The sequence below is a fragment of the Anaerobiospirillum thomasii genome, from assembly GCF_900445255.1.
GTDB lineage: Bacteria > Pseudomonadota > Gammaproteobacteria > Enterobacterales > Succinivibrionaceae > Anaerobiospirillum_A > Anaerobiospirillum_A thomasii.
Genome location: NZ_UAPU01000005.1, coordinates 808698 through 829482 on the forward strand (window position 1 = coordinate 808698; position 20785 = coordinate 829482).

Below are 20785 nucleotides of genomic sequence, written 5' to 3' on the forward strand. Positions count from 1 at the left end.
AGGAGATAGATAATGTTTTTACCTCAGAATATGCGTATTGTGCTGGTCCGAGAGCCTGTCAGTGGCCGTTTTGGCATGTACAGGCTTTTAGCTCAGCTGTCTAATAATGCATTTGGTGTTGGCTGGAACGGAGTAGACCGCATAGCAGTACTTACCTTTAACAAGAAAAGGACCATAGCCACGATGATTATAGTGGATAGTAGTGGAACTTCGCTGGTACGCAGAGTACTCAACTCTGGTCGTTTTGATATAGAGCTAGATGAAGGAAAAATTCCCCTTTCTTATACTCGCAGTGAGCTTGAAGAGCTGCTAAGACTTGATACTTAAGTTGCGATTTAAACCATTGAAAATAAAAGAAAAATATCTGTATAGAATTGTGATATAAATCACCTAAAAATGCTGTTATTTTAGGTGATTTTCTTTATTTATCAATATAATTATGGTATAATTGACCTATCCACGAATTGAGGTGTTTATTATGCCTATTGATAAAAATTCCATAAAAAATCTGCCACAGGATGAGCCTGTATCAGTATATAAAGACAAGGGCAAAATTTATGTGGCTGTATATAAAACTCAGGTAGATGAAGCTACTGGAAGAAAAAAGAGAATAAGAACTATTGTAGGCCGTGTGGTTGATAATACCTATTACTCTATGGAAGAGTTTCATAGCCGCTTTAAAAAGGATTTGTCTTTACGCGAAGTTCCAGATGGCTCTGTACCAACGAGGCGCAGGCATGCCAGGCTTAATACCACACTTAAAGAGCATGGCGTGGATTTGAGCAAGGTTAAAAATCTGCCCACAGGTCCTGATGTCCGTATCTATAAGACAGGTAATTTTATCTATGTGGTCGAGCGTAAGCGCTTTAAAGTCGATGACAAGTATAAAACTCAGACCATATATCTGGGCAAGATAATAAACAACTGCTATTACACCATGGAGCAGTGCAAGGCAATGAATAACAGCAGACGCAGGAAGCAAAGCTGACCTGCATACTTCTATGGGTTTGGCCTCAGGTACGGTACAATACGGATATAAGGATATTAATATGGCTCACTTAGATCGCAACAACAGTAACACAGCCCCTGCCACCAATATTGCAGGTACAGACTTAAATGCTCTTAGCAAGGAGCAGCTTATTGCTCTGCTGCAGGAGCAGAGCCGGCAGCATAAAAAAGAGATGCAGGAGCAGAGCCAGCAGCATAAAAAAGAAATGCAGGAGCTACAGAGTCATTCTGTTAAAGAGCAGAAAAGCCAGATTGATATCATAACCAGGCTGCGAGCCCATATTAAAAGTCAGGATACACGTATAAACGAGCTAAATGACTCTGTTGCCGATTATAAGAAGCTAACTTCTGAACAGAAGAATGAAATTGAGGAGCTCAAGGCAGGCAATGCAGGCCAGAAGGACGTTATAGTCAATGCACTCACCTTTATCAAGGATAACAGAGATGCCTTTGCAAATCTTATAAAGGACAATCCTCCTGAGGATTTATATAATCTAAAAGAGATTAACTCATATCTGATGATATTTTTATCCAATGCCCGCATTGCTACTGCACAACTTGGCAGATATATAAGGGGTACATATGTATCATCACAAAGCGAGAGCAATAAAAACTATAAAATCCAGAGCGATTCTGAAAATAGCTCAGATTCCAGCATAAAAGGCTCAGAGAGCGCCAGTGCAAATAACGTAGAGCCAAAAGACAGCGAAAATACTGCACCAACCTATGCCACATACCCTGATTATACAGAGCATAAAGATGTAGATGTGGCAGCGGCCTCTATAGTCAGCCACGATGACAGGGACATGGAAGAGCTCTCTTTAATGTGTGATGTGGAGGAGAAAGAGTGCTGTGCTGACAGCATGTCCACACTGCAAAGCGTGCAAAGTGTTATTGAGCTGTCAGGTGAGATTAGAAAAAATAATAAAAACTCAGCAGGTGTGGTTTTAGATCCACTTGCAGAAGAAAGGAGCATTTTAAATCTCTCTAAAGACAGCGACATTACAAAAGCCATCAAAGTGCCTACAGGTTTTAGAATCAGATGCTACTGCCCTACATGCAAACATATCCATGAATTTAAATTTGACGGCAAGGTTAAAAGAGCAAATGAGGTTAAAGAGTATCAGGGTATTGATACCAAAATCAGCCTCAGTGCTGTACAGAATCTCATAGGTGTAGGCTGCGGCACTACCATAGAATACAATCCTGCTCTGATAACTGCCTATGATACCTATGAGGTAAAAACCAGAAGCGATGATAGGCCTGAGGAAGGTGTTCGTAATTCAAACGAATGTGACTCAAAAATAGAACAGTCATTAAATCAAGAGGTTATTGTTACAAATCAGGACAGACAAAATACACCCAAAACCCACACGAATGAGTCTGCAGATAACAGCGAGCTTAAAAACTCAGACAATAAAGCTAAGGTTAACAAGAAGATCCTGCAGAATATCTGCCGCCATGATGGTGCAGTTAAAAGCTCACATGATATAGCCCATGATTTAATTAGCTATAAGGGCAGAAATGACATTATAAATCCCAACACTTTTGATTTTGATGCCTTTGCCTTGCTGCCATGCTTTAATAAATGCGCTCTATCTGCTGGGCTTATGAGTGCATTACACTCAATGTTTGCCATGCTCAGTGCTCCTAAGAGCCGTATTACCACCATGCTCAACGGCCTGGGTGTTGACTGGTCGCGTGTACATATCACAGATATTATAAATGGAGGCTCAAGAGCTTTTTTCCATGGAGTGGCTGAGGTTATTCATAATGACATGCTCTATAACTGTCGCAGCGTTATTATGGACGAGACCACACTTAAGGTACGCTCGCAAAAGACTAAAGGCGGTTATATTAAAAAGTCACAGTTATGGTGTATGGCCACATCCTGGACGGAGGAGGTAAGTGCCACCTATTTCAGAGCCTCAGACAGTAGAAATGCTGACAATGTCCTGGATTTGCTCGACAGTAAAAATCCAAGCTCAATTGATACTATAACCACTGATGGCTATGCAGGTTATGATGCTGCCGTCGAGGAGTTTAAAAAGGCCGGCATAGATATCTGCCATGCCTCGTGCTGGACTCATGCCAGACGACCTCTGCACCGCTATTTAACTGAATCAGGACTGCTTAAAATCTACAATCAATATCTGCTGCCAGATGGCTGTGAGATGAGTGCTTTTATGGAGAACCTGATAAAATATGAGCAAAAGAATAAAGGTGCAAAATCTTTATCTGCTCTGAACAGAGACTGTTTTATTGTCTATTACCTCATCAACTGCCTGTTTTATATAGACAGCAGCGCCTGGCAGGAAGCTATCATTAAAGGCACCTCATTTGAAGATGAGATAGAAAAGTACAGAAAGAATATATCCTCTAAGGTGCTGGATGCTATATTTGATGTGGTAAGACACATAATCAGAGAAAATGGCAATATAGTTATTAAATGCTCTGGCAGTCGCCATGGCCGTGTCAAATACAGAAAATCAAATCAGCATGCTGTCTCTGGTCCTCTTATCTATCTGCTCAATCAGGAGACAAAGCTCAGAGAGTTTGTAGATAAACCACATATAGAGCTATCCTCATCAGCAGCTGAAAGAGCTATAAGGCTGGGAGCCTGTGCGCGTCACAGTTTCCAGTTTTTAAATCACCCGGACAGTGCTCAGGCTTTTGCAGATCACCTGACTATTGCCAATACCTGTACAATGAATAATGTATCATTTACGCAGTATACATTATGGCTTATGGCCAATATCAGATATAGAATTGTGCAGAAACTGATGCTCGAAGGTATGCAGTCACATGCAGTTTCACTGCCAAAATCAAGAACAGAAATTATTGAAGATGGGGACAATAAAGTAAAGATCCGCATTGGGCTGTATGATAAGGCTAATAAGACCATATTTGATGAAATCAGCTATGAAGGACTTACCCCATACGATTTCAAGACTCTGATCTTAAGTCATGGAGAATGATAACCAAGCCTCGGCTCTTTGTGAGCCAAGGCCTATATAAGTGATTAAATGTGTCTTATATTGAGCGCTGCTGAAAATTTTACCTCTGATAACAAGGCTTTTTATCAAAGCATGCATTTAAATAAAAGCCTCTAATGATCCTACACTCTCTGCACTCGAGCTGCTGACCGTCTATAGCCATATATCAAAGCCGGCATGGCTACTCTAATCTATTTGCAACAAGGCAGATCCTATGGGTTTCCCCATGGGAGTTATAGTAATCTGACTTGGTTTTACAATCTAGGGTCGCAATAGTTACTAGTTACAGCTCAAGAGAGTATCGGGAGCAGATGTCTGCTTTAAACAGCCTCTCTTTTATGTGCGATACAGTAAAACGGGAGACACCAACTCTAGCTCCAATCTGGGTATTATTCAGCCCTCCAAGAATAAGCTTGGCTATGTCTTTGAGCTTGTCTGCGCTCAAATGCTGTCTTTTTGTCATTAAAAGTTCCTTAAAAAAATATGACAAACCCCATGTTTGTCTTCAACAAAGGGTATTTTAAGGACTTTTAAAAATTAGTCGTTATTTGCTGTACGAAAGCGCATAAGTATGGCATTTTGTATATTTTCACTATTATGGAGCAACAGGCAGAACCTAGGGGCCGTCAGGCATGAAACCGTAATATCAAAAAATTTAAATACTCTATGCTTGAGAGAGTTAAACTGTTTTATATGATATTTCCATCTTTGTATCAGCTTTAATACTTTCTTACATTCTTGTTTAAATAGACTGAGATCACCGCAGCGAGCTTCTAAATCTTTATTTTGTACATTTTCTGATTCTGCTGCTATATAGTCTTCAATAACTTGTTTTAAATGACTTTGGCCAGGCTCAAAAATATCTGGCTGTACAAGATGGTAACGTGACACCTTATGCTTCTTGCAAGCACCACAATTACAATCTTTGTTTTCGCAAAACATCTGAGGAATAAGCACTGTAATTTTCACTCCATAGATCAGGCGTTTGGCCTTGCTAATATAAGCTTTAAATTTGAGTTTCTTATTACAGAGTGGACAGATTAAATATTGAAAAGCATCTTTATGTAAAAGCAATCTTATAGGCTTTGAAAGGCCATTATTGATGGCTTCATTGAGCTCATCAATATTAGAAAATAAATTTTGTGTTAAAATAAACATTCAAGTAGTGTGAGCTCTTTATTCTTGGCGGAAGTGAGCTCACCTCTCCTTCTAATATCCTAGCAAAACAACTTTTTAGTTGATTCTAACAATGTTCAATAGTTTACATAAAGTAGCCATAAAAAGAGCTGCGTTGTAGACGAGTGCATTAAAATAATGCAATAAGATCTGATGTATATGCTTAAGAATAAAGGTTTGCATAACATAAGATATGTGCAAAAGGCAGAACTGCGATTACAAGATCAGGCGAGAAGATTAGGAATTCAAGAGCAAATTTAGGAATGATATAAAACGTCCCGGATCTATAGTTAAAACCAAGATTTAAAGATTAAAGATCAGATTCATTGATTGATATATATAGGATTTGGTGTTGGTTATTAATAAGATCAACCGAGATTGAAACCCGGAAATTTCATTGACACTAACTGCTTTATTTCTGTCGCCTTTTTGACCTCAAATTGTTGTCTCCATTTGCTCGAGTTTGTCGGCAATATCTGTTTAAAGTATGTTGCCACTAATTGCTTACAATTATGTCGTAATCTTGTCTTGTTTGTGCCTACAATAATAGTGTCACCACCTGCTCAAATATGTTGTCTATAACTGCTCTTTTTTGTCATAACCATATGATTGCAATAATGTTTTTACCACCTGCCAATTAGTCTGACGTAATACTATAAAAATTTTCTTAATATTCATTAAAATGATGACAATTGGCTTGTATTATTGGGAGAGGTGGCTTATGATTGTAGGCACAGCTTATCCTGGAAGCTTCACAGGATAAGCTCAATTTAACACTAGTTTAAATTCTTTAAAATTAGGTCAATAACCTCGTTATTGGCAACTTCAGTTACGGTAGCTTCGGTTACCTTCTCTTCACGCTTTAAGCATGTATAGCTTAAAGCGTGCATACAGATCTTATTAATAAGTCGTGGATTTCCTCCTGAGAGATCGCCTATCTTTTCCACGGCCCTATATTCAAACGGATTATCTTGACATCTTGACCACTTTAAATGAGATCCTATATAACTGCCAACCTGCTCATTTGTCAGATTCTGCGTAGAGCTAAAATACATAATCCTTTGAGTTATAGCCTTGCACTTATCTGTCTTGAGCACAGACAGAATTTCTTTTTGGCCTGAGAGTATCAGTGTAAGCGGTGATCCGCTGTCATAGCTGTTACCGTTGAGTAAAAATCTAATCTCCTCAAGCAGGCTGAATTTACTGTACTTATTAGCCAGCAGGTGGGCCTCATCAAATATCAGAATTACCTTTTTACCGTGGGTCTTTCTTAATGTCTCAATCTCTCTGTGCAGCTGCAGACGCGCATCATTGACATAATACTTTGACTTTACACCCATCTGATTTAATGGAGCAATATACATCCACCTGGGTGTGGCATTAGACAGTGATACATACATCACTGTATGTTTTTCTTCATTAAGCTGAGATGTAAAGTAGCGCAGCAGTGTGCTTTTACCTGTACCAGGGACTCCGGTCAGCAATGCAAATGAGTTGTTCTCAATGGCCATTTTTAACTTCAGGCATGCTCCTCTAAAAATGTCTGTCTGATAGAGAAAGCCAGTGTCAATATTATTTGTAAAAGGGGTATATTCCATCTTAAAGTAGTCTAGCAAATCAGTGCTTATCATAATTATTTATCCTCATCTGTCTTGATTGAGCTTTTGTTGTATAAAGAGCTATTTCCTGGCTCTGTGCTATAGGAGGCCGGGCCTTGGTGGAATAGCTCTTTCCTTAGTTGCTCTTCAAAATCCTTCTCTGTGGTATAAAGATCTCTATCCTTATACAACCTGCGGGCGAGCCTTTGTATAGTTGGCTTTATTTCATCAGGCAAAGACTGAGGCATGTCTTCTGATCTATCAGATGCACGTTCGGTAAAGTCAATATTCTCTTTGATTTCACGCTCATACAGCGGTATAAATTTATACATGCTCTGTGAGAGGCTTTCTTTTTTTTCTTCCTCAGTAAGCTCCTGTACAAGCTCCACTGAATTGCCCACTAAAGAGCAGTGCACGACCACATACTCTCCACTTTTGGCGCTATTTGCAGGCAACTTGTAATAACGGCCTTTTATGTGTATGACGCCATCCTTGAGGACCTTACGAGAGTACTCCATAGTAAAGGCCAGATTCACAATATCATCTACAGGTCTTGCTACAGGCTCTATATATTTGTAAAAATATTCTTTAGGGGATAGTGTTACCTCTGCATCTGTTCCCATATTTTCGGTTAGAGCTGAATGTGGTGTTTCGTTGTACTCTGCAACCCACTGTTTTACAAGTAATTCAACCATACTCAGCTTTACATTATTCATACCTTCAAGCTGCTTTAATACTTTATCTAAAGTACCATTTAAACGTTCAATTGCCCCTTTGCTCTGAGGTTTATATGGTTTTGAGCGCTTATGAGGAACTCCTAAAGTGCTGGTGCAATGCTCCATTGCAGCGCTCTTATATACAGAGCCCTGATCTGTAAGAATGCTCATTGGAATACCATAGCCTGTAACAAGCTCTCTAAAAGATGACAGAACCAGGCTGTTATCCTGGGTGTCAGATATGGTTGCCACGAGGATCATGCGTGAGGCATTGTCCATCCATAGATGGATATATGGGGTTACTGGCATGCCCTGCTCATTAACACAAAATGATTTTCCAGCTATTTTAATATCTGCCTGAACCTGCTCCATAGGGAGCTTTTTACGATAGGCTCCGAAAAATGCTGTTCCTCCTTTTTCACGCTCTCTTAAAAGCTCCCCACGAGAAAAACCTTTCTGCTGTAAATGCCTCTGTAAAGTAGAGCGCTTTATAATGCCCTTTATGTTTTGGTGTTTTTCTTCCAGACATTTAATGATCTCAACTACTGAAATGGTAGGACATTGCCTGCGCAAGACTATTGCTTCATCTAGTAGACTCTCAAAACTGATGAACCTCCTTATATCTGAGCGAAACTTCTTATACTTTGGCTCAAGTCCTTGCAGACCAAATTGTTCATATTGGTCAACCCAGCGCTCAATAGTTCTCACAGATAAGCACTGCTCTGCTGCAACCTGTTTTATCATAGCCACACGCTTCTTCGAATTTTTCCCATTGGCATCTTTCTTAAGTGACACAATGGGCGCAATAACCCTCATTCTGTAACTCTTTGGATCATCATTTAAATCTTTAATTCTTTGTTTAATATTGGTCATTTATAGAATCTCCTATAAAACAAATGACTAAGAGCTGTCATCTGGCTCTTTGATTATCATGTTATTGCAGGAGATCACCCAATTATGTTTTAGGTGTATGGGTGGGTCGTTGACAAACTGTGAGCAACAGTAGACACCAAAAATTCTAAATTTGTTTTTTCCTTGTATATCAAAAGTTTTGCCTCTGGTTTTAACAGGTGCCCTGTTAAAATTTAAACTATAAGTTTCAAAAACATTTTGAGCATGAGATAGCACCGTTTCAACGGGCATTGATAGGTGTTTTCCTAAGGGACCAAGAGCTTTTATGACAAAATATCTAAAATTAACGTACTCTTCTTTGAGCTTGTGTAAAAGCTTACTCTGAGATATATATAGCTTTATTCTTGGCCATGACAGGTTAGTGTGATTAAACTGTCCCTTTAAATGCAGTATCTCTTTATTGGCCTTGGCAAGATCTTCTGCTGTGTCTGACTGTACTCTTAAACCTGGGCAGGCATAATCAGGCAGCAGAACATGGGTTGCTTTATTGCTGTTACCTTGAGGATCTTTGCCTGATGTTATGTCACGGCATTTTTCTTTATTGGGACAGGTTAGAATCTGCAGGTGAAAGATCTTTGTAGGAGTTCCGTGGCGAATGTCTTCAATATGCTTTTTATAACCGGTTATACCATAACGTATCATAGGCTGACCGCAATACCGGCATTTGACCACAACGCCCGGCTTTAGCGTAAGCACTGGTACTAGCTCACGCTTCCCGGTTTTATTTGATTTTCTGTATACCTCTTTAACAAGAGTATCTTCTTCTGCTACAATTATTGCCATGAAGACGCCTTGTGCGTTTTTGGGCGGGACACTATTTTTAGGGCGTTAATCTAAAGGGTAGTGTCCCGCGGCATTTCTAAAACTGTCTTTTCCTAAATCATAGCAAAGCATCTGTACCTTTTTCTGCATTTTTCAACGTAAGGTAACCTCTATTTCCAAATTTTTAACAAAAAATAGGCCCAGACTGGGTTTTGACAAAAAGTGAGCAGAATGTGGTGACTTTAAAGAAGAGCAAGAGGAATCAATAAAAGATAGGCAGAAAACTCGACAAAGATATGAGCTAAATTAATGACAGATTAATAGAGCACTGACACATATACACCTCAAAAAATGTCAAAAGTGGGTTAAATATATTCATATTTTAGATAAAATTATTCAAGTGAAATCTGATCTAGTTCTCATTTATTCATGTTTGCTTTATTTTTCTTTGAAATTTTGCATATTTTGTCAAAATATTTCACATATTTATCTCTTTATGCTTATATAACTGATTTATATGAGTATAATTATAATATTTAGGGCTTATAAACTGTATTTTTATGATATTTACGGGGTTTTAGATGTTAATTCGTGACAGACAGGAGCAAATACTTCGTTTAGTCAATGAAAAAACAAGACTTGCTTATGCAGATCTAACAAAAATAATAGGAATATCTGACTCTACTTTAAGAAGAGATTTGAGCGAACTCCAGAAAAAAGGTCTTTTAAAGTTAGTCCGCGGCGGCGCCGAATCATCATGCGCCATGTTAGGCCGTGGCGAAGAGCTGATCGATAGAAGATATCATTTAAATTCATGTGAAAAGGAAATAATAGGCCAAAGGGCTGCCAAATTAATCAAACCTGATGATCTTGTTTTCATAGACTCAGGCTCGACCACTGAAAAAATGTGTGAATTTATTAAAGAGCGCAAAGCAACCTATATAAATATTGGCCTAAAACACGTAATGATACTCTCAAGATCGGGTCTTAATGCCATCATTGCGCCTGGCAAAGTCAAACAGCTTACAGAGGGCCTGCAGGGTGGCTTTACAATTGACTTTCTAAGTCACTTTAATTTCAGTATTGCCTTCTTTGGTGCTCTAGGTATAAGTGAAAAAGGAGGCTTATCAACAACAGATGGTGAGGATGCAATTATCAAATCTGCTGTAATAAACAGATCTGCTAAATCATATGTGCTCTCAGATCATTCAAAATTTGGTCTTGATACTGCAGTTTCCTTTGGTAGCCTCAATAGTTTAACCATTATTACCAACCCAGGTCCACACGTAACCAATTATAAAGATAAAGCAAACTTTATTGTGGCAAATAAAAATAATTGAGATCCAAGATAGAAAACGAATAAATAAGAATTGACTTAAAAAATCAGCTATCTTTTCAACCAACTTTTCATTTTCTAAGTAAAAGAACACATATCAGGCCCTTTATCAGTACTGATTTGCATAAAACTCAAGGCTACACATTAAGATGTGATAGCCTGAGTTGTAACTTAGATACTATCCTACAGATAGCTAACCATAAGCTTTGGATCTTTTCTTAATACAGAATGTCTTTCAGGTGATGGTGGAATATCCTGAGGATCTGCATAGCCAAGCATTAAAGTTAAATGCGGATAATGATTTTCTGGCAGATTTAGAAGCTCTGAAACCTTCTGTGGCTCATAGGAGCCTACAATGGTTGAGTCAAGACCAAGATCGGTAGCCTCAAGTGCCATGTGCTCAGCAACAATAGACAGATCAGCAAGACCAAAATCCATATTGTCATGACGGCGCACCCATGTTTCTTTTACATCTGTGCATAAAACAATACCTACAGGAGCATTAGTCAGTTTGCCAAAACTCTGCAGCTGTTTTAATTTTTCACCTTTGACAACATACAGATGATATGGCTGATAGTTACAGGTACTAGGAGAAACAAGACCTGCCTCAATTATTGTTTCAATTGCCTCTACGCCTACAGCCTTCTTGCTGTACTCACGACATGAATAGCGCTTTTTGGCCAGCTCTAAAAAACTTTTCATTACAGCTCCTTAAAATAATTTTAAAGGCTACCTTTTTCTGGTAGCCTTTGATTTATCTTTATATTATTTACAGAGGGCAACCTATACGGTGTGCTACCTCTTCATAGGCCTCGATAACGCCGCCTAAGCCCTGACGGAAACGGTCCTTATCAAGTTTCTTTCTGGTCTCTTTATCCCATAAACGGCAACCGTCTGGTGAGAACTCGTCACCTAAAATCAGTTTACCATCATAGATACCAAACTCAAGCTTGTAGTCAACAAGAATAAGACCGGCTTTGTCAAAGAGCTCCTTTAAAACTTCATTGATCTTGAATGAAAGACGACGCATTTCATCGATCTGCTCTTTGGTGCCCCAGCCAAATGAAATGATGTGTGAATCATTAACCATTGGATCGTGCAGCTCATCATTCTTTAAGAAGAACTCAAAGGTAGGTGGATTTAACTCAAGACCTTCCTGCACACCAAGTCTCTTGCAGATTGAGCCTGTTGATACGTTACGTACCACGCACTCTACAGGAACCATATCTAGCTTCTTGACAAGGCACTCTGTATCTGAGAGTAATTCCTCTACGTGAACAGGAATACCAGCCTCTTCTAACTTCTTCATAATGAAGTAGTTGAAGTGATTGTTTGTTCTGCCTTTACGATCAAGCTGCTCGATGATTTTGCCATCAAAAGCAGATGTATCGTTACGGAAAAGCATAATGTAGTGATTTGGATCATCAGTCTCATATACAGATTTGGCTTTTCCGCGGTAGAGTTCTCTCTTCTTTTCCATTTTCAAGTTCCCAAAAGTTTAGGTTAAAGAAATCAATACGACTATTATATACCCTAAGATAAATATTCTTAACAGCTTTTGTAATTAAATTTAAAGTCTTCCTTGTTAAAAGGCCAAGGACTGCCTTTTACTTTATAAAAGACCTATTTAAAAACAGTAAGTTACTTAAAATACTCTTTTGTCTGATACAAAGAATCAAAACTTTAGACAAAAAGCTACACTATGGTTCTAAAAGCAAAAAAGCTTTTAAATAACAAAAGAGCAGGCTTTGGCTACATTTTATAAACCATAGCCTCTGGACTTAATAAATTTTATCTTCATGATTAAAAAATATTAAACTACAGATTTTACATAAAGGATGACATGTCAAACTTGCTGTAATTTTCAAAGCCCTTGACCAGAGCCTTTGACATGCCTGGGTAGAGAGCTGAGATCACAGTGGTCTTTAGAGGTTTGTCATCACCGTCATAGAAGGTCACAATGCTCTTGTCGCCTTCAACTGCAATACGGATAATGTACTCGCCAGATTCAAGATTGAATGCATCAACCCCCTTTTCTGCAAAGAACTCATAATCCTCTTCATCATACTCAACACGTATGGTTGAATTTGAAATAGAGTACTCTTTAATTACAAATGAGTACTGAGGCAGTACCTGACGTATGACCTCCCAAACACTCTCATATGGGGCATTTATAATAAAGCAGTCCTGATCATTGCTGTCACGGCCCAAGATTACAGAGACTTCATCTGGAATTGATATTAAAGCTGTATTTACAGTATCAATGGTATGAATAATCTCGTTGGCAAATCCTGTGGCAAAGCGCTGCTGCTCAATTGGTGAGAGAATATTATCCATACTCTTGCCAGATGAGAGCATAGTCATGGAGCCAATGAGTGAGGTGGCAATACCTATTGAATTGTCAGCGCTGCGACCAATACGTATACGATATACCTGACGGTACCTATAGCCATAGGACTCAGAATCAAGTCCTGTATAAGGTTTGCCATATTCATTAAAGTCAGCGGCCACAGTGGTAAGCTCATAGGCACCAGATGTAACCTGACCTGGACGTACACCCATGGTCATAAGCACCTTGCCAAGAAGATCCCAGGCTTGCTGTTCTGAGTGTATGGCATGAGGACCATCAGGTCTGAGCCAGACAATAGCCTCGTTATTAGCCCACTGACTGTCAACTCCCATCTCTGAGCGTATAGGCACAATAGGAGCTCTGATATCCATATCCTCGCCGGTAGGACCGTAAGATACTGCCACATCAGGAATGTTTAAAGAGTTATCAGCAGCCGGGGCATCAAGACCTGCAGGAACAACAAGCTGATCTGGTGCATCCTTTACTATCTCATGCTCATAATAGCCTGTAGGCTCTCTTAATGAAGTGTCAAGCTCGCCACTGAAATACTGATAGTACTCACCCACAGCACCACAGGAGGATAAGGTCATGGTGGTAAACACAGCTAGAGCTGATGCGCTAAATTTATACTTGTACAAAACAGTGCTCCTGAATTATTGTCTGTTTATTCTTTTTTATCGGCTGCTAAAATCCATAAGTCTGTTCTTTAGCGGACGCCACCAGTTTTCATTGTCTATATACCATCTGATGGTAAGTTCAATACCTCTTGCAAAATCAAGAGATGGTTTGAATTTCAAATCGTCATTGGCAAATGTAGGATCAATGGCATAACGTCTGTCATGACCTGGTCTGTCAGTTACATGCACTATAAGATCTCTGCTGCTTTTACCGCAGGCTATGGCTGACTTTGCAAAACGTTCAACCAATGCCGGCTCTGATTTTAGCATATCATCAAGTCTGTCGCAGATCGTATGTATAACCTCAAGATTGGTAAGCTCAGCTCTGCCGCCGATATTCCATGTGCCCTCATGTGCTCTGCTATCAATAGCCAGATCAATGGCTCTTGCATGATCTTCGACAAAAAGCCAGTCTCTTATCTGTCTGCCATCGCCATAGACAGGAACATTAAGACCATCTAAAAGATTGGTTATACAAAGAGGTATAAGCTTTTCAGGGAACTGACGCGGGCCGTAGTTGTTTGAACAGTTGGTTACTGTTGCATTTAAACCATAGGTATGGACATAGGCTCTGACCAGACAGTCAGAGGCGGCCTTTGAGGCGCTATATGGTGAATTTGGCCTGAAAGGATTGGTCTCTTTAAAGGCAGGATCCTCAGGTGCTAAAGTGCCATAAACCTCATCAGTTGAGATATGGTGAAAATGTCCTGTGCATACATTGTCCTTTATAAAATACTTTCTGGCAGCCTTTAGAAGATTATGCGTACCTTCAACATTGGTTTTAATAAAGGCATCTGGTCCAGCAATGGATCTGTCAACATGAGACTCGGCTGCAAAGTGCACAATGGTGTCAATCTTATACTGCTCCATAATGGAGTTGACTTTGAGCTCATCTAGAATATCACCGTGCTCAAAGTAGAAGTTTTTTGTGCCTATGAGCGGCTTTATGGTTTCTATGATTGAGGCATAGGTAAGAGCGTCAAGCACTACAATGGTATCATCAGGTCTTAAATCTCTGTGATAAAAGACATAGTTAGATCCTATAAAACCAGCTGCTCCGGTTACAAGAAGATTGGACATATTAAATCCCGTTATACTTAAAAGGGCAGTTAAACTGCCCTGACTGCATTAGTTTCCATCTGTGCGCAAAAGTGGCTTTTGCAGATAGGTGAACAGATTGTTGCTTACCATATTGAGCACCTCTTTTATCGAGTTGAGCTCAGGATCATACTGATTGATATAGGTAGGCTCACTGTCCTCTGCATCATAGTAGCATACAGAAGAAAATACAGCATCCACATCTGAATTAGACATTGTAAGTGAACAGCGAAAATCAATAAATCTATCCACACCAGCCTGAATTAAAAGAGGATCGCGCATTACCTTTCTAAAGTTGATAACACCGATTTTTCTGTCTTCAAGATAGATGTCATTAGGTTTAACGCCTGATTTGAGCCAGTGTTCTGCCTTATCAAATGATCTCTCAAGTGGAGTCTCTGCATGCATGGAAAAAGCAACTTCAAAATCGCTACCCATAGGAGCGCTGGCTGCAACCTCTTCAGTTTGTTCAAATTCATTATCAGACATTTTAAACTCCTTAAATGTAAGTTAAGCCACTACTTTCTTGGTTTCACGCAGTGCCACGGTTAAATTGAATACAGGCTGTGAAGGCTTGAAGTGTTTTGAATCGACACAAAAATAACCCTCACGCTCAAACTGGAAGCTCTGACCTACCACAGCATCCTTTAAAGACAGCTCCAAGGCAGCATCCTTGATAATCTCAAGAGAGTTTTCATCAACTGTTGATAAGAAATCATCAAAGGCAGCAGGATTTGGCTCCTTGAACAGACGTGAGTACAGATACACATCGGTTCTAAAGCAGTTATTTGCATCTACAAAGTGAATTACACCCTTTGGCTTGTGACCTTCAACGTCAGCACCAGCTGAGTGTGGTACAGCCTCGGCATGTACACATACAACCCTGCCGTTTTCATCCTTGTCACAGGAGATGGCCTTTATGATATAGCCATGACGCAGTCTGACCTCATGACCTAGCTTTAATCTCTTGTACTGCTTGTTGGCCTCTTCTCTAAAGTCAGCCTCATCAATATAGATTTCCTTTGAGAATGAAATGCAGCGTGTACCCATCTCAGGATGATCAGGATGATTTGGTACCTCAAAACTTGTAGCCTCGACACCTTCTTGACCATAGTTTTCAATAATGAGCTTCAATGGACGCAATACGGCCATAGCGCGTGGGGCATTGACATTGAGATCCTCTCTGATGCATGACTCAAGAGCGCTCATCTCAATGGTGTTCTCCTGCTTGGTCACACCAATGCGGCGGCAGAACTCTCTTATGGAGGCTGGTGTATAGCCACGGCGACGCAGACCTGAGATAGTGGTAAGTCTAGGATCATCCCAGCCGTCAACGACACCCTTGTCAACTAAAAGATTAAGTTTTCTCTTTGAGGTGATTGAATACTCAAGATTGAGGCGGCTCATCTCATACTGATGAGGACGGGCCTTGATGGATATATTATCAAGCACCCAGTCATAAAGACGTCTGTTATCCTGGAACTCAAGAGTACAGATTGAGTGTGTGATATTCTCTATGGCATCAGAGATACAGTGGGTGAAATCATACATAGGATAGATACACCACTTGTCGCCTGTCATGGCATGGGCGGCATAGCGTACACGATAGATTACAGGATCACGCATACACATAAATGGAGATGCCATGTCTATCTTGGCACGCAGACAGGCCTCACCCTCTTTGAACTTGCCATCACGCATATCCTGAAACAGTCTTGCATTCTCCTCAACAGATCTATCTCTGTAAGGTGAATTGACACCTGGCTCTTTTAGGGTACCGCGCATATTTTTAATCTGCTCTGGTGTGCTCTCATCAACATAGGCAAGACCCTTTTGAATCAGCTCCATGGCAAAGCCAAAGAGCATTTCAAAATAATCTGATGAGTGGCGTATGGCGCCTGACCAGTTAAAGCCCAGCCATTTAACATCATTTTCAATGGACTTTATATATTCCATATCCTCTTTTTCAGGATTGGTGTCGTCAAAACGCAGATTGCATGTACCGTTGTAATCACGGGCCAGACCAAAGTTCAAGCAGATTGATTTGGCATGACCTATATGCAAATAACCATTAGGCTCAGGCGGAAAACGGGTGGCCACTGACTGTGTTCGGCCATTTTTTAAATCTTCATCTATGATATCTGTTATAAAATTGCGTGGAATTCTCTCTTCTACCTTTTCATCCATCGCCTGCTCCTAGCACATAATTACTTAAAAAATATTACAATTCTTTTTACAATTCTAACAAAGGCATTAAAAAGGCTCAAATGTTATCGCATCTTAAATGCAAAAATAATGTTAAATACAACAATATTTTGTAAAAAATCCCCGCGCTTTTGATAGAATACACAACTAAATTAAATTTGGACTGTTATCTTGGGTGTTTTAATATACATCTAAAACCATAGACTGCAGATCTTGTATATCCACAGAGGAAAGACAAAGATGAGCTTTGAGTCAGAAAAGCTATTTAACGACTTCCAGCATTTTGCACGAGGCATACGCCGTTCAGGTGAGTTCTCAATTCGTGAATCAACCATTCTTGAGCAGTGCGGCACAGCCATGATGGAACTGCATCAGGGCATTCGTCAGCCTGCTGATGAGACAGAAAAAGTATTTTTAGAGCAGCTGCACGGCAGCAATGTTATTACCGATCCTAATGCCAAGGTCTTTAAAAAATACCTGCAGGTTATTCAGCCACGCAGACTGCACCGTCTGTGCTCAGTTGGTGCTGAAGATGAGATGGGCGGTGATTTTGGCTCATCATCAGATGATTCATCTATAGATTAATCTAAAAAACCGCCTCAGGCGGTTTTTTAATTGATAAATGAAGTACTTTTATCTGTATTTTAAAATCTTTGGCTATAACGATTAGAAGAGATTATAGAACCTGTCCTCTATTGCGTATAAGTTACTTATACTTTTTTCTGCCTACTTTATACCTACAATGCACCATTTTTACACTGCACTTTAGATTCTTTTATAATGACGCACCAAAACTTTACTTTTTAGCGCAAAAGCCTTGCACCGGACCTAAGTCAAGTATAAGATTTTTTTACAGGTTTATATTTATTGTTAAGTGGTTTTTAAATGGAAAACTTAGATATTGCAAAGTTTGGCGGCACTTCAGTTGCAAATTATGAGGCTATGAATTCTTCTGCAGCTGTTGTAACCTCAAACCCAAATACACGTCTTGTTGTGGTCTCTGCCTGTGCAGGTGTGACAAATATTTTAGTAGAGCTGGCATCAGGTGCCTTAGATAAAGATAAGCGTGATGAGAAATTAGCCAAATTAAGAGAGATTCACACTGAAATTACAGCTCACTTTGATAATGACGTAAAAGACAGATGCAATAGCTATATTGAAGATCACTTAAAAGAGATTTGCAATCTTGCTGTTGAGGCCACAATGGGCCGTTCAGATGCACTGACTGACAGAATAGTATCCCACGGCGAGCTTTTATCTTCATATCTTATCTGTGAAGTCTTCAATAAAAGAGGTCACAAGGCTAAATGGTTTGACATACGCACCATTATGCGCACCGACTCAGCCTTTGGTTGCTCACAGCCTTTAGTTGAGGTTTTAGGACATCTGAGCCGTCAGCATTTACTGCCTCTTTTAAACAATGATGAAATTGTTGTAACACAGGGCTTTATAGGATCAAACTCTGAAGGACAGACCACAACCCTAGGCCGAGGCGGATCAGACTATTCTGCTGCCCTTTTAGGCGAGGCTGCAGGTGCTGCCACAATTTCTATCTGGACTGATGTGCCAGGTGTATATACAACAGATCCGCGTCTGGTACCACATGCCAAGCCAATTGCCGAGCTTACCTATCTTGAGGCAGCAGAAATGGCCACCTTTGGTGCCAAGATTCTCCACCCTTCAACCCTCGTGCCTGCTGTGCGCCGCGGTATACCTGTCTATGTAGGCTCAAGCAAGGAGCCAGAGAAAGGTGGTACCTGGGTACGTCCACAGACAGAGTCAAAGCCACCGTTTAGAGCTGTGGCTTTGCGCAAAAATCAGACTCTTATCGTACTTGCAAGCCCTAAAATGGTAGGTGCATCAGGTTTTCTTGCCAAAGTCTTTGGTATATTTGCCAAATACAAGCAGTCAATTGATCTTGTCTCCACCTCTGAAGTTTCCATTGCTGTAACTTTAGATGCAGGTTCTCAGACCTCAGGTATCAGTTCCATCTCCGATGAGATGATTGCAGAGCTCAGAGAATTCTGCCATGTGCAAATTGAAAGCGGTCTGTCACTTGTTGCCATTATCGGCAATGAAATGTCAAAAACTGCAGGAACTGCCACCAAGGCCTTTGATGCAATTGAAAAATTTGCCGTGCGCATGATCTGCTATGGCGCCTCATCACACAATCTGTGCTTCTTAGTAGATGAGAACAATGCCAATGATGCTCTTATAGAACTGCACAGATTCCTGCTTGAATAGTTACCTCCCATGATGCCTGACTGTGCCATGTAGTCAGGCATCTATTCCCCCCTGCCAGCAGCAAAAAAAATTTTTTATTTTTTAAAAAAAACATTAAAGTTTTGTCTTTAATATCCGATAATATAAGATATAAATATCAGTGTTTAATTTATCTTTAATTTTGGCATTTATCTTGCAAAGATACCAAAAAAAAGAATAGGAGTTTAAAATGGCCTCAATTACCTCAGCTGGTGTTGCCTCAGGCATTGATTTTGAGTCGATTATTGCTGCCAGTGTTAAAGCAAAGCAGACTCAGCTTAACAGATCACTTATCATCCGCAAGGAAGAGAACAATATTGAAATTTCAGGTGTTGGCAAATTAAAGTCAGCCCTTGAGACTTTCCAGAAGTCAATGAAGTCCTTCACTGAGGGCAGTGCTTTTAACGAGCGTAAAATCACTACCAATCAGCCTGAAAAGGATCCATTCTTCACTGTAAAGGGCAATAAAGATGCTACCAATATGTATCACGATATTGCCGTAAAGCAGCTGGCTTCTTCAGAAAAATTAAAGACCACTATTGCCGATGCTGACAAAAAGTATGGAGCCGGTAAGATTACTATTGATACCGGTATTAAAGGTGCAGACGGCAAGAATAAAATTCTTGAGATTAACGTAGATAAAGACGATACCATTGACAGCATCCGTCGCAAGATCAATGACAACAATATTGGTGTTACCGCCAATATCGTAAAGACCAAGAATGGAGTCGAGCTGAGCATTGACTCTGGCGTAACCGGTGCTGGAAAATCCAAGATGGAGATTACAACTTCCGGTGATGCTAGCCTTGATGTATTCAAGTCTGCAAGCATGAAAAGAGAAGATGGTAAAGATGCCATTATCGTTGTAGACGGTCATGAGATTGCCAATGACTCCAACGTCTTTGATACTCAGGTATCTGGTATTACCATTACTGCCACCAAGGTATCAGAGAAGGATGATAAGGGTAACTTTAAGACCAACTCTGTTGAGCTGACCGAGGATGCCGAGGCTGTAACCAAGAAGATGCAGGAGTTTATAGATGCCTATAATGCTCTGCACAAGACCATGGATGAACTTTACAAGCGCAATACCTATGAGGACGGCAAGAACAACTACGACGGTGGTGAGCTTGCTGGTGACTCAATGGTCAAGAGCATGCAGTATGCCATGTCAAACATGATTACCACCTATGGCTCAGATGCTGCAGCTGCAGGTAAAGATGCTCTATCAATTTTCAACATGGGTATCAAGTTTGAAAAGGATGGTACCTTATCACTTGATTCAACCAAGTTCAAAGAGTCACTTAAGGACAACTACAATCAGGTAGTTAATGCCTTCTCAGGTGAGAAGAGCCTTATCAACAAGTTTGAGACTCTGGTAAAAGACTACACCAAGTCAGGTGGTATTTTAGCCGAGCGTGAGGACAGACTGCAGACTGAGAACAAGGATATCGGCAAGAAAGAGGCAAGCAATGCTGAGCTTCTGGCCAAGTATGAAGAGGGTCTGCGTCAGAAGTACGCAAGCCTTGACAACCTGATTGCAGGTTACAACTCTTCTATGTCCTATATCTCACAGATTATGGCTCAGAGTTCACCTAAATAATATTAATTTTACTCTTAATTAAACACTTTTATCAAAGCACCTGGAAACAGGTGCTTTTCACTTTTATTTAAAACAATTCACACAGG

General features: G+C 40.1%; 18 protein-coding genes. 7 read left to right on the forward strand and 11 right to left on the reverse strand.

Annotation, left to right across the window (positions count from 1 at the left end; translation table 11 throughout):
- The first annotated feature begins 12 nt into the window (after positions 1–12).
- The 3 genes from DRZ93_RS03720 (at position 13) to DRZ93_RS03730 (ending at position 3986) form a co-directional block, all read left to right on the forward strand.
- Positions 13–327: a hypothetical protein gene (locus tag DRZ93_RS03720; protein WP_113743094.1), complete on the forward strand. Its 315-nt coding sequence runs from the start codon at positions 13–15 to the stop codon at positions 325–327.
- A gap of 151 nt (positions 328–478) precedes the next feature.
- Positions 479–988, forward strand: coding sequence for a hypothetical protein (locus DRZ93_RS03725; RefSeq protein ID WP_113745867.1), 510 nt, complete (start codon positions 479–481; stop codon positions 986–988).
- A 61-nt stretch (positions 989–1049) separates the two neighbouring features.
- Positions 1050–3986 (forward strand): IS66 family transposase, encoded by a 2937-nt coding sequence (locus DRZ93_RS03730; protein ID WP_172458021.1) that lies wholly within the window; start codon positions 1050–1052, stop codon positions 3984–3986.
- A 301-nt stretch (positions 3987–4287) separates the two neighbouring features.
- Here the strand turns inward: DRZ93_RS03730 and DRZ93_RS03735 are convergent, their stop codons facing one another.
- The 5 genes from DRZ93_RS03735 to DRZ93_RS03755 all read right to left on the reverse strand — a co-directional run bounded on the left by DRZ93_RS03735 (position 4288) and on the right by DRZ93_RS03755 (position 9189).
- Positions 4288–4467, reverse strand: coding sequence for a hypothetical protein (locus tag DRZ93_RS03735; RefSeq protein ID WP_113745869.1), 180 nt, complete (start codon positions 4465–4467; stop codon positions 4288–4290).
- Between the two features lie 74 nt (positions 4468–4541).
- Positions 4542–5162 carry a hypothetical protein gene (locus tag DRZ93_RS03740; RefSeq protein ID WP_113745870.1) on the reverse strand — a complete coding sequence of 207 codons (621 nt, stop codon included), beginning with the start codon at positions 5160–5162 and terminating at the stop codon, positions 4542–4544.
- A 794-nt stretch (positions 5163–5956) separates the two neighbouring features.
- A complete protein-coding gene (locus tag DRZ93_RS03745; protein ID WP_113742925.1) occupies positions 5957–6811 on the reverse strand; it encodes an ExeA family protein in 855 nt (284 codons plus the stop codon).
- A gap of 2 nt (positions 6812–6813) precedes the next feature.
- Positions 6814–8367 (reverse strand): DDE-type integrase/transposase/recombinase, encoded by a 1554-nt coding sequence (locus DRZ93_RS03750; RefSeq protein WP_113745871.1) that lies wholly within the window; start codon positions 8365–8367, stop codon positions 6814–6816.
- Between the two features lie 27 nt (positions 8368–8394).
- Positions 8395–9189, reverse strand: a complete 795-nt coding sequence (locus DRZ93_RS03755) for a hypothetical protein (RefSeq protein ID WP_113745872.1) — start codon at positions 9187–9189, stop codon at positions 8395–8397.
- 560 nt (positions 9190–9749) lie between these two features.
- Here DRZ93_RS03755 and DRZ93_RS03760 point away from each other — a divergent pair.
- Positions 9750–10508: a DeoR/GlpR family DNA-binding transcription regulator gene (locus DRZ93_RS03760; protein ID WP_113745873.1), complete on the forward strand. Its 759-nt coding sequence runs from the start codon at positions 9750–9752 to the stop codon at positions 10506–10508.
- A gap of 179 nt (positions 10509–10687) precedes the next feature.
- Here DRZ93_RS03760 and DRZ93_RS03765 read toward each other — a convergent pair whose 3' ends face one another.
- The 6 genes from DRZ93_RS03765 to glnS all read right to left on the reverse strand — a co-directional run bounded on the left by DRZ93_RS03765 (position 10688) and on the right by glnS (position 16816).
- Positions 10688–11206, reverse strand: coding sequence for a nitroreductase family protein (locus DRZ93_RS03765; RefSeq protein WP_113745874.1), 519 nt, complete (start codon positions 11204–11206; stop codon positions 10688–10690).
- A gap of 67 nt (positions 11207–11273) precedes the next feature.
- Positions 11274–11984, reverse strand: coding sequence for a phosphoribosylaminoimidazolesuccinocarboxamide synthase (purC, locus tag DRZ93_RS03770; RefSeq protein ID WP_113744806.1), 711 nt, complete (start codon positions 11982–11984; stop codon positions 11274–11276).
- A 347-nt stretch (positions 11985–12331) separates the two neighbouring features.
- A complete protein-coding gene (bamC, locus tag DRZ93_RS03775; protein WP_113745875.1) occupies positions 12332–13492 on the reverse strand; it encodes an outer membrane protein assembly factor BamC in 1161 nt (386 codons plus the stop codon).
- A 36-nt stretch (positions 13493–13528) separates the two neighbouring features.
- Positions 13529–14611, reverse strand: coding sequence for a dTDP-glucose 4,6-dehydratase (gene rfbB, locus DRZ93_RS03780; RefSeq protein WP_113745876.1), 1083 nt, complete (start codon positions 14609–14611; stop codon positions 13529–13531).
- Between the two features lie 48 nt (positions 14612–14659).
- Entirely contained in the window at positions 14660–15118 is a 459-nt protein-coding gene (locus tag DRZ93_RS03785) for a hypothetical protein (protein ID WP_113744813.1), read from the reverse strand.
- A 21-nt stretch (positions 15119–15139) separates the two neighbouring features.
- A complete protein-coding gene (glnS, locus tag DRZ93_RS03790; protein WP_113744814.1) occupies positions 15140–16816 on the reverse strand; it encodes a glutamine--tRNA ligase in 1677 nt (558 codons plus the stop codon).
- Positions 16817–17074: 258 nt separating this feature from the next.
- Between glnS and DRZ93_RS03795 the strand changes: the two genes are divergently transcribed.
- From DRZ93_RS03795 to fliD, 3 genes are all read left to right on the forward strand, one after another.
- Positions 17075–17419: a MaoP family protein gene (locus DRZ93_RS03795; RefSeq protein WP_113744815.1), complete on the forward strand. Its 345-nt coding sequence runs from the start codon at positions 17075–17077 to the stop codon at positions 17417–17419.
- Positions 17420–17719: 300 nt separating this feature from the next.
- Positions 17720–19078 (forward strand): lysine-sensitive aspartokinase 3, encoded by a 1359-nt coding sequence (lysC, locus tag DRZ93_RS03800; protein WP_113744816.1) that lies wholly within the window; start codon positions 17720–17722, stop codon positions 19076–19078.
- 208 nt (positions 19079–19286) lie between these two features.
- The gene (gene fliD / locus DRZ93_RS03805) at positions 19287–20699 is read left to right on the forward strand and encodes a flagellar filament capping protein FliD (RefSeq protein WP_113745877.1); all 1413 of its coding nucleotides are present in this window, start codon (positions 19287–19289) and stop codon (positions 20697–20699) included.
- Positions 20700–20785 lie beyond the last annotated feature (86 nt).

Coding starts and splice junctions, on each gene's coding strand:
- DRZ93_RS03720 (WP_113743094.1), top strand. CDS start 13: ATGTTTTTACCTCAGAATATGCGTATTGTGCTGGTCCGAGAGCCTGTC.
- DRZ93_RS03725 (WP_113745867.1), top strand. CDS start 479: ATGCCTATTGATAAAAATTCCATAAAAAATCTGCCACAGGATGAGCCT.
- DRZ93_RS03730 (WP_172458021.1), top strand. CDS start 1,050: ATGGCTCACTTAGATCGCAACAACAGTAACACAGCCCCTGCCACCAAT.
- DRZ93_RS03735 (WP_113745869.1), bottom strand. CDS start 4,467: ATGACAAAAAGACAGCATTTGAGCGCAGACAAGCTCAAAGACATAGCC.
- DRZ93_RS03740 (WP_113745870.1), bottom strand. CDS start 5,162: ATGTTTATTTTAACACAAAATTTATTTTCTAATATTGATGAGCTCAAT.
- DRZ93_RS03745 (WP_113742925.1), bottom strand. CDS start 6,811: ATGATAAGCACTGATTTGCTAGACTACTTTAAGATGGAATATACCCCT.
- DRZ93_RS03750 (WP_113745871.1), bottom strand. CDS start 8,367: ATGACCAATATTAAACAAAGAATTAAAGATTTAAATGATGATCCAAAG.
- DRZ93_RS03755 (WP_113745872.1), bottom strand. CDS start 9,189: ATGGCAATAATTGTAGCAGAAGAAGATACTCTTGTTAAAGAGGTATAC.
- DRZ93_RS03760 (WP_113745873.1), top strand. CDS start 9,750: ATGTTAATTCGTGACAGACAGGAGCAAATACTTCGTTTAGTCAATGAA.
- DRZ93_RS03765 (WP_113745874.1), bottom strand. CDS start 11,206: ATGAAAAGTTTTTTAGAGCTGGCCAAAAAGCGCTATTCATGTCGTGAG.
- purC (WP_113744806.1), bottom strand. CDS start 11,984: ATGGAAAAGAAGAGAGAACTCTACCGCGGAAAAGCCAAATCTGTATAT.
- rfbB (WP_113745876.1), bottom strand. CDS start 14,611: ATGTCCAATCTTCTTGTAACCGGAGCAGCTGGTTTTATAGGATCTAAC.
- DRZ93_RS03785 (WP_113744813.1), bottom strand. CDS start 15,118: ATGTCTGATAATGAATTTGAACAAACTGAAGAGGTTGCAGCCAGCGCT.
- glnS (WP_113744814.1), bottom strand. CDS start 16,816: ATGGATGAAAAGGTAGAAGAGAGAATTCCACGCAATTTTATAACAGAT.
- DRZ93_RS03795 (WP_113744815.1), top strand. CDS start 17,075: ATGAGCTTTGAGTCAGAAAAGCTATTTAACGACTTCCAGCATTTTGCA.
- lysC (WP_113744816.1), top strand. CDS start 17,720: ATGGAAAACTTAGATATTGCAAAGTTTGGCGGCACTTCAGTTGCAAAT.
- fliD (WP_113745877.1), top strand. CDS start 19,287: ATGGCCTCAATTACCTCAGCTGGTGTTGCCTCAGGCATTGATTTTGAG.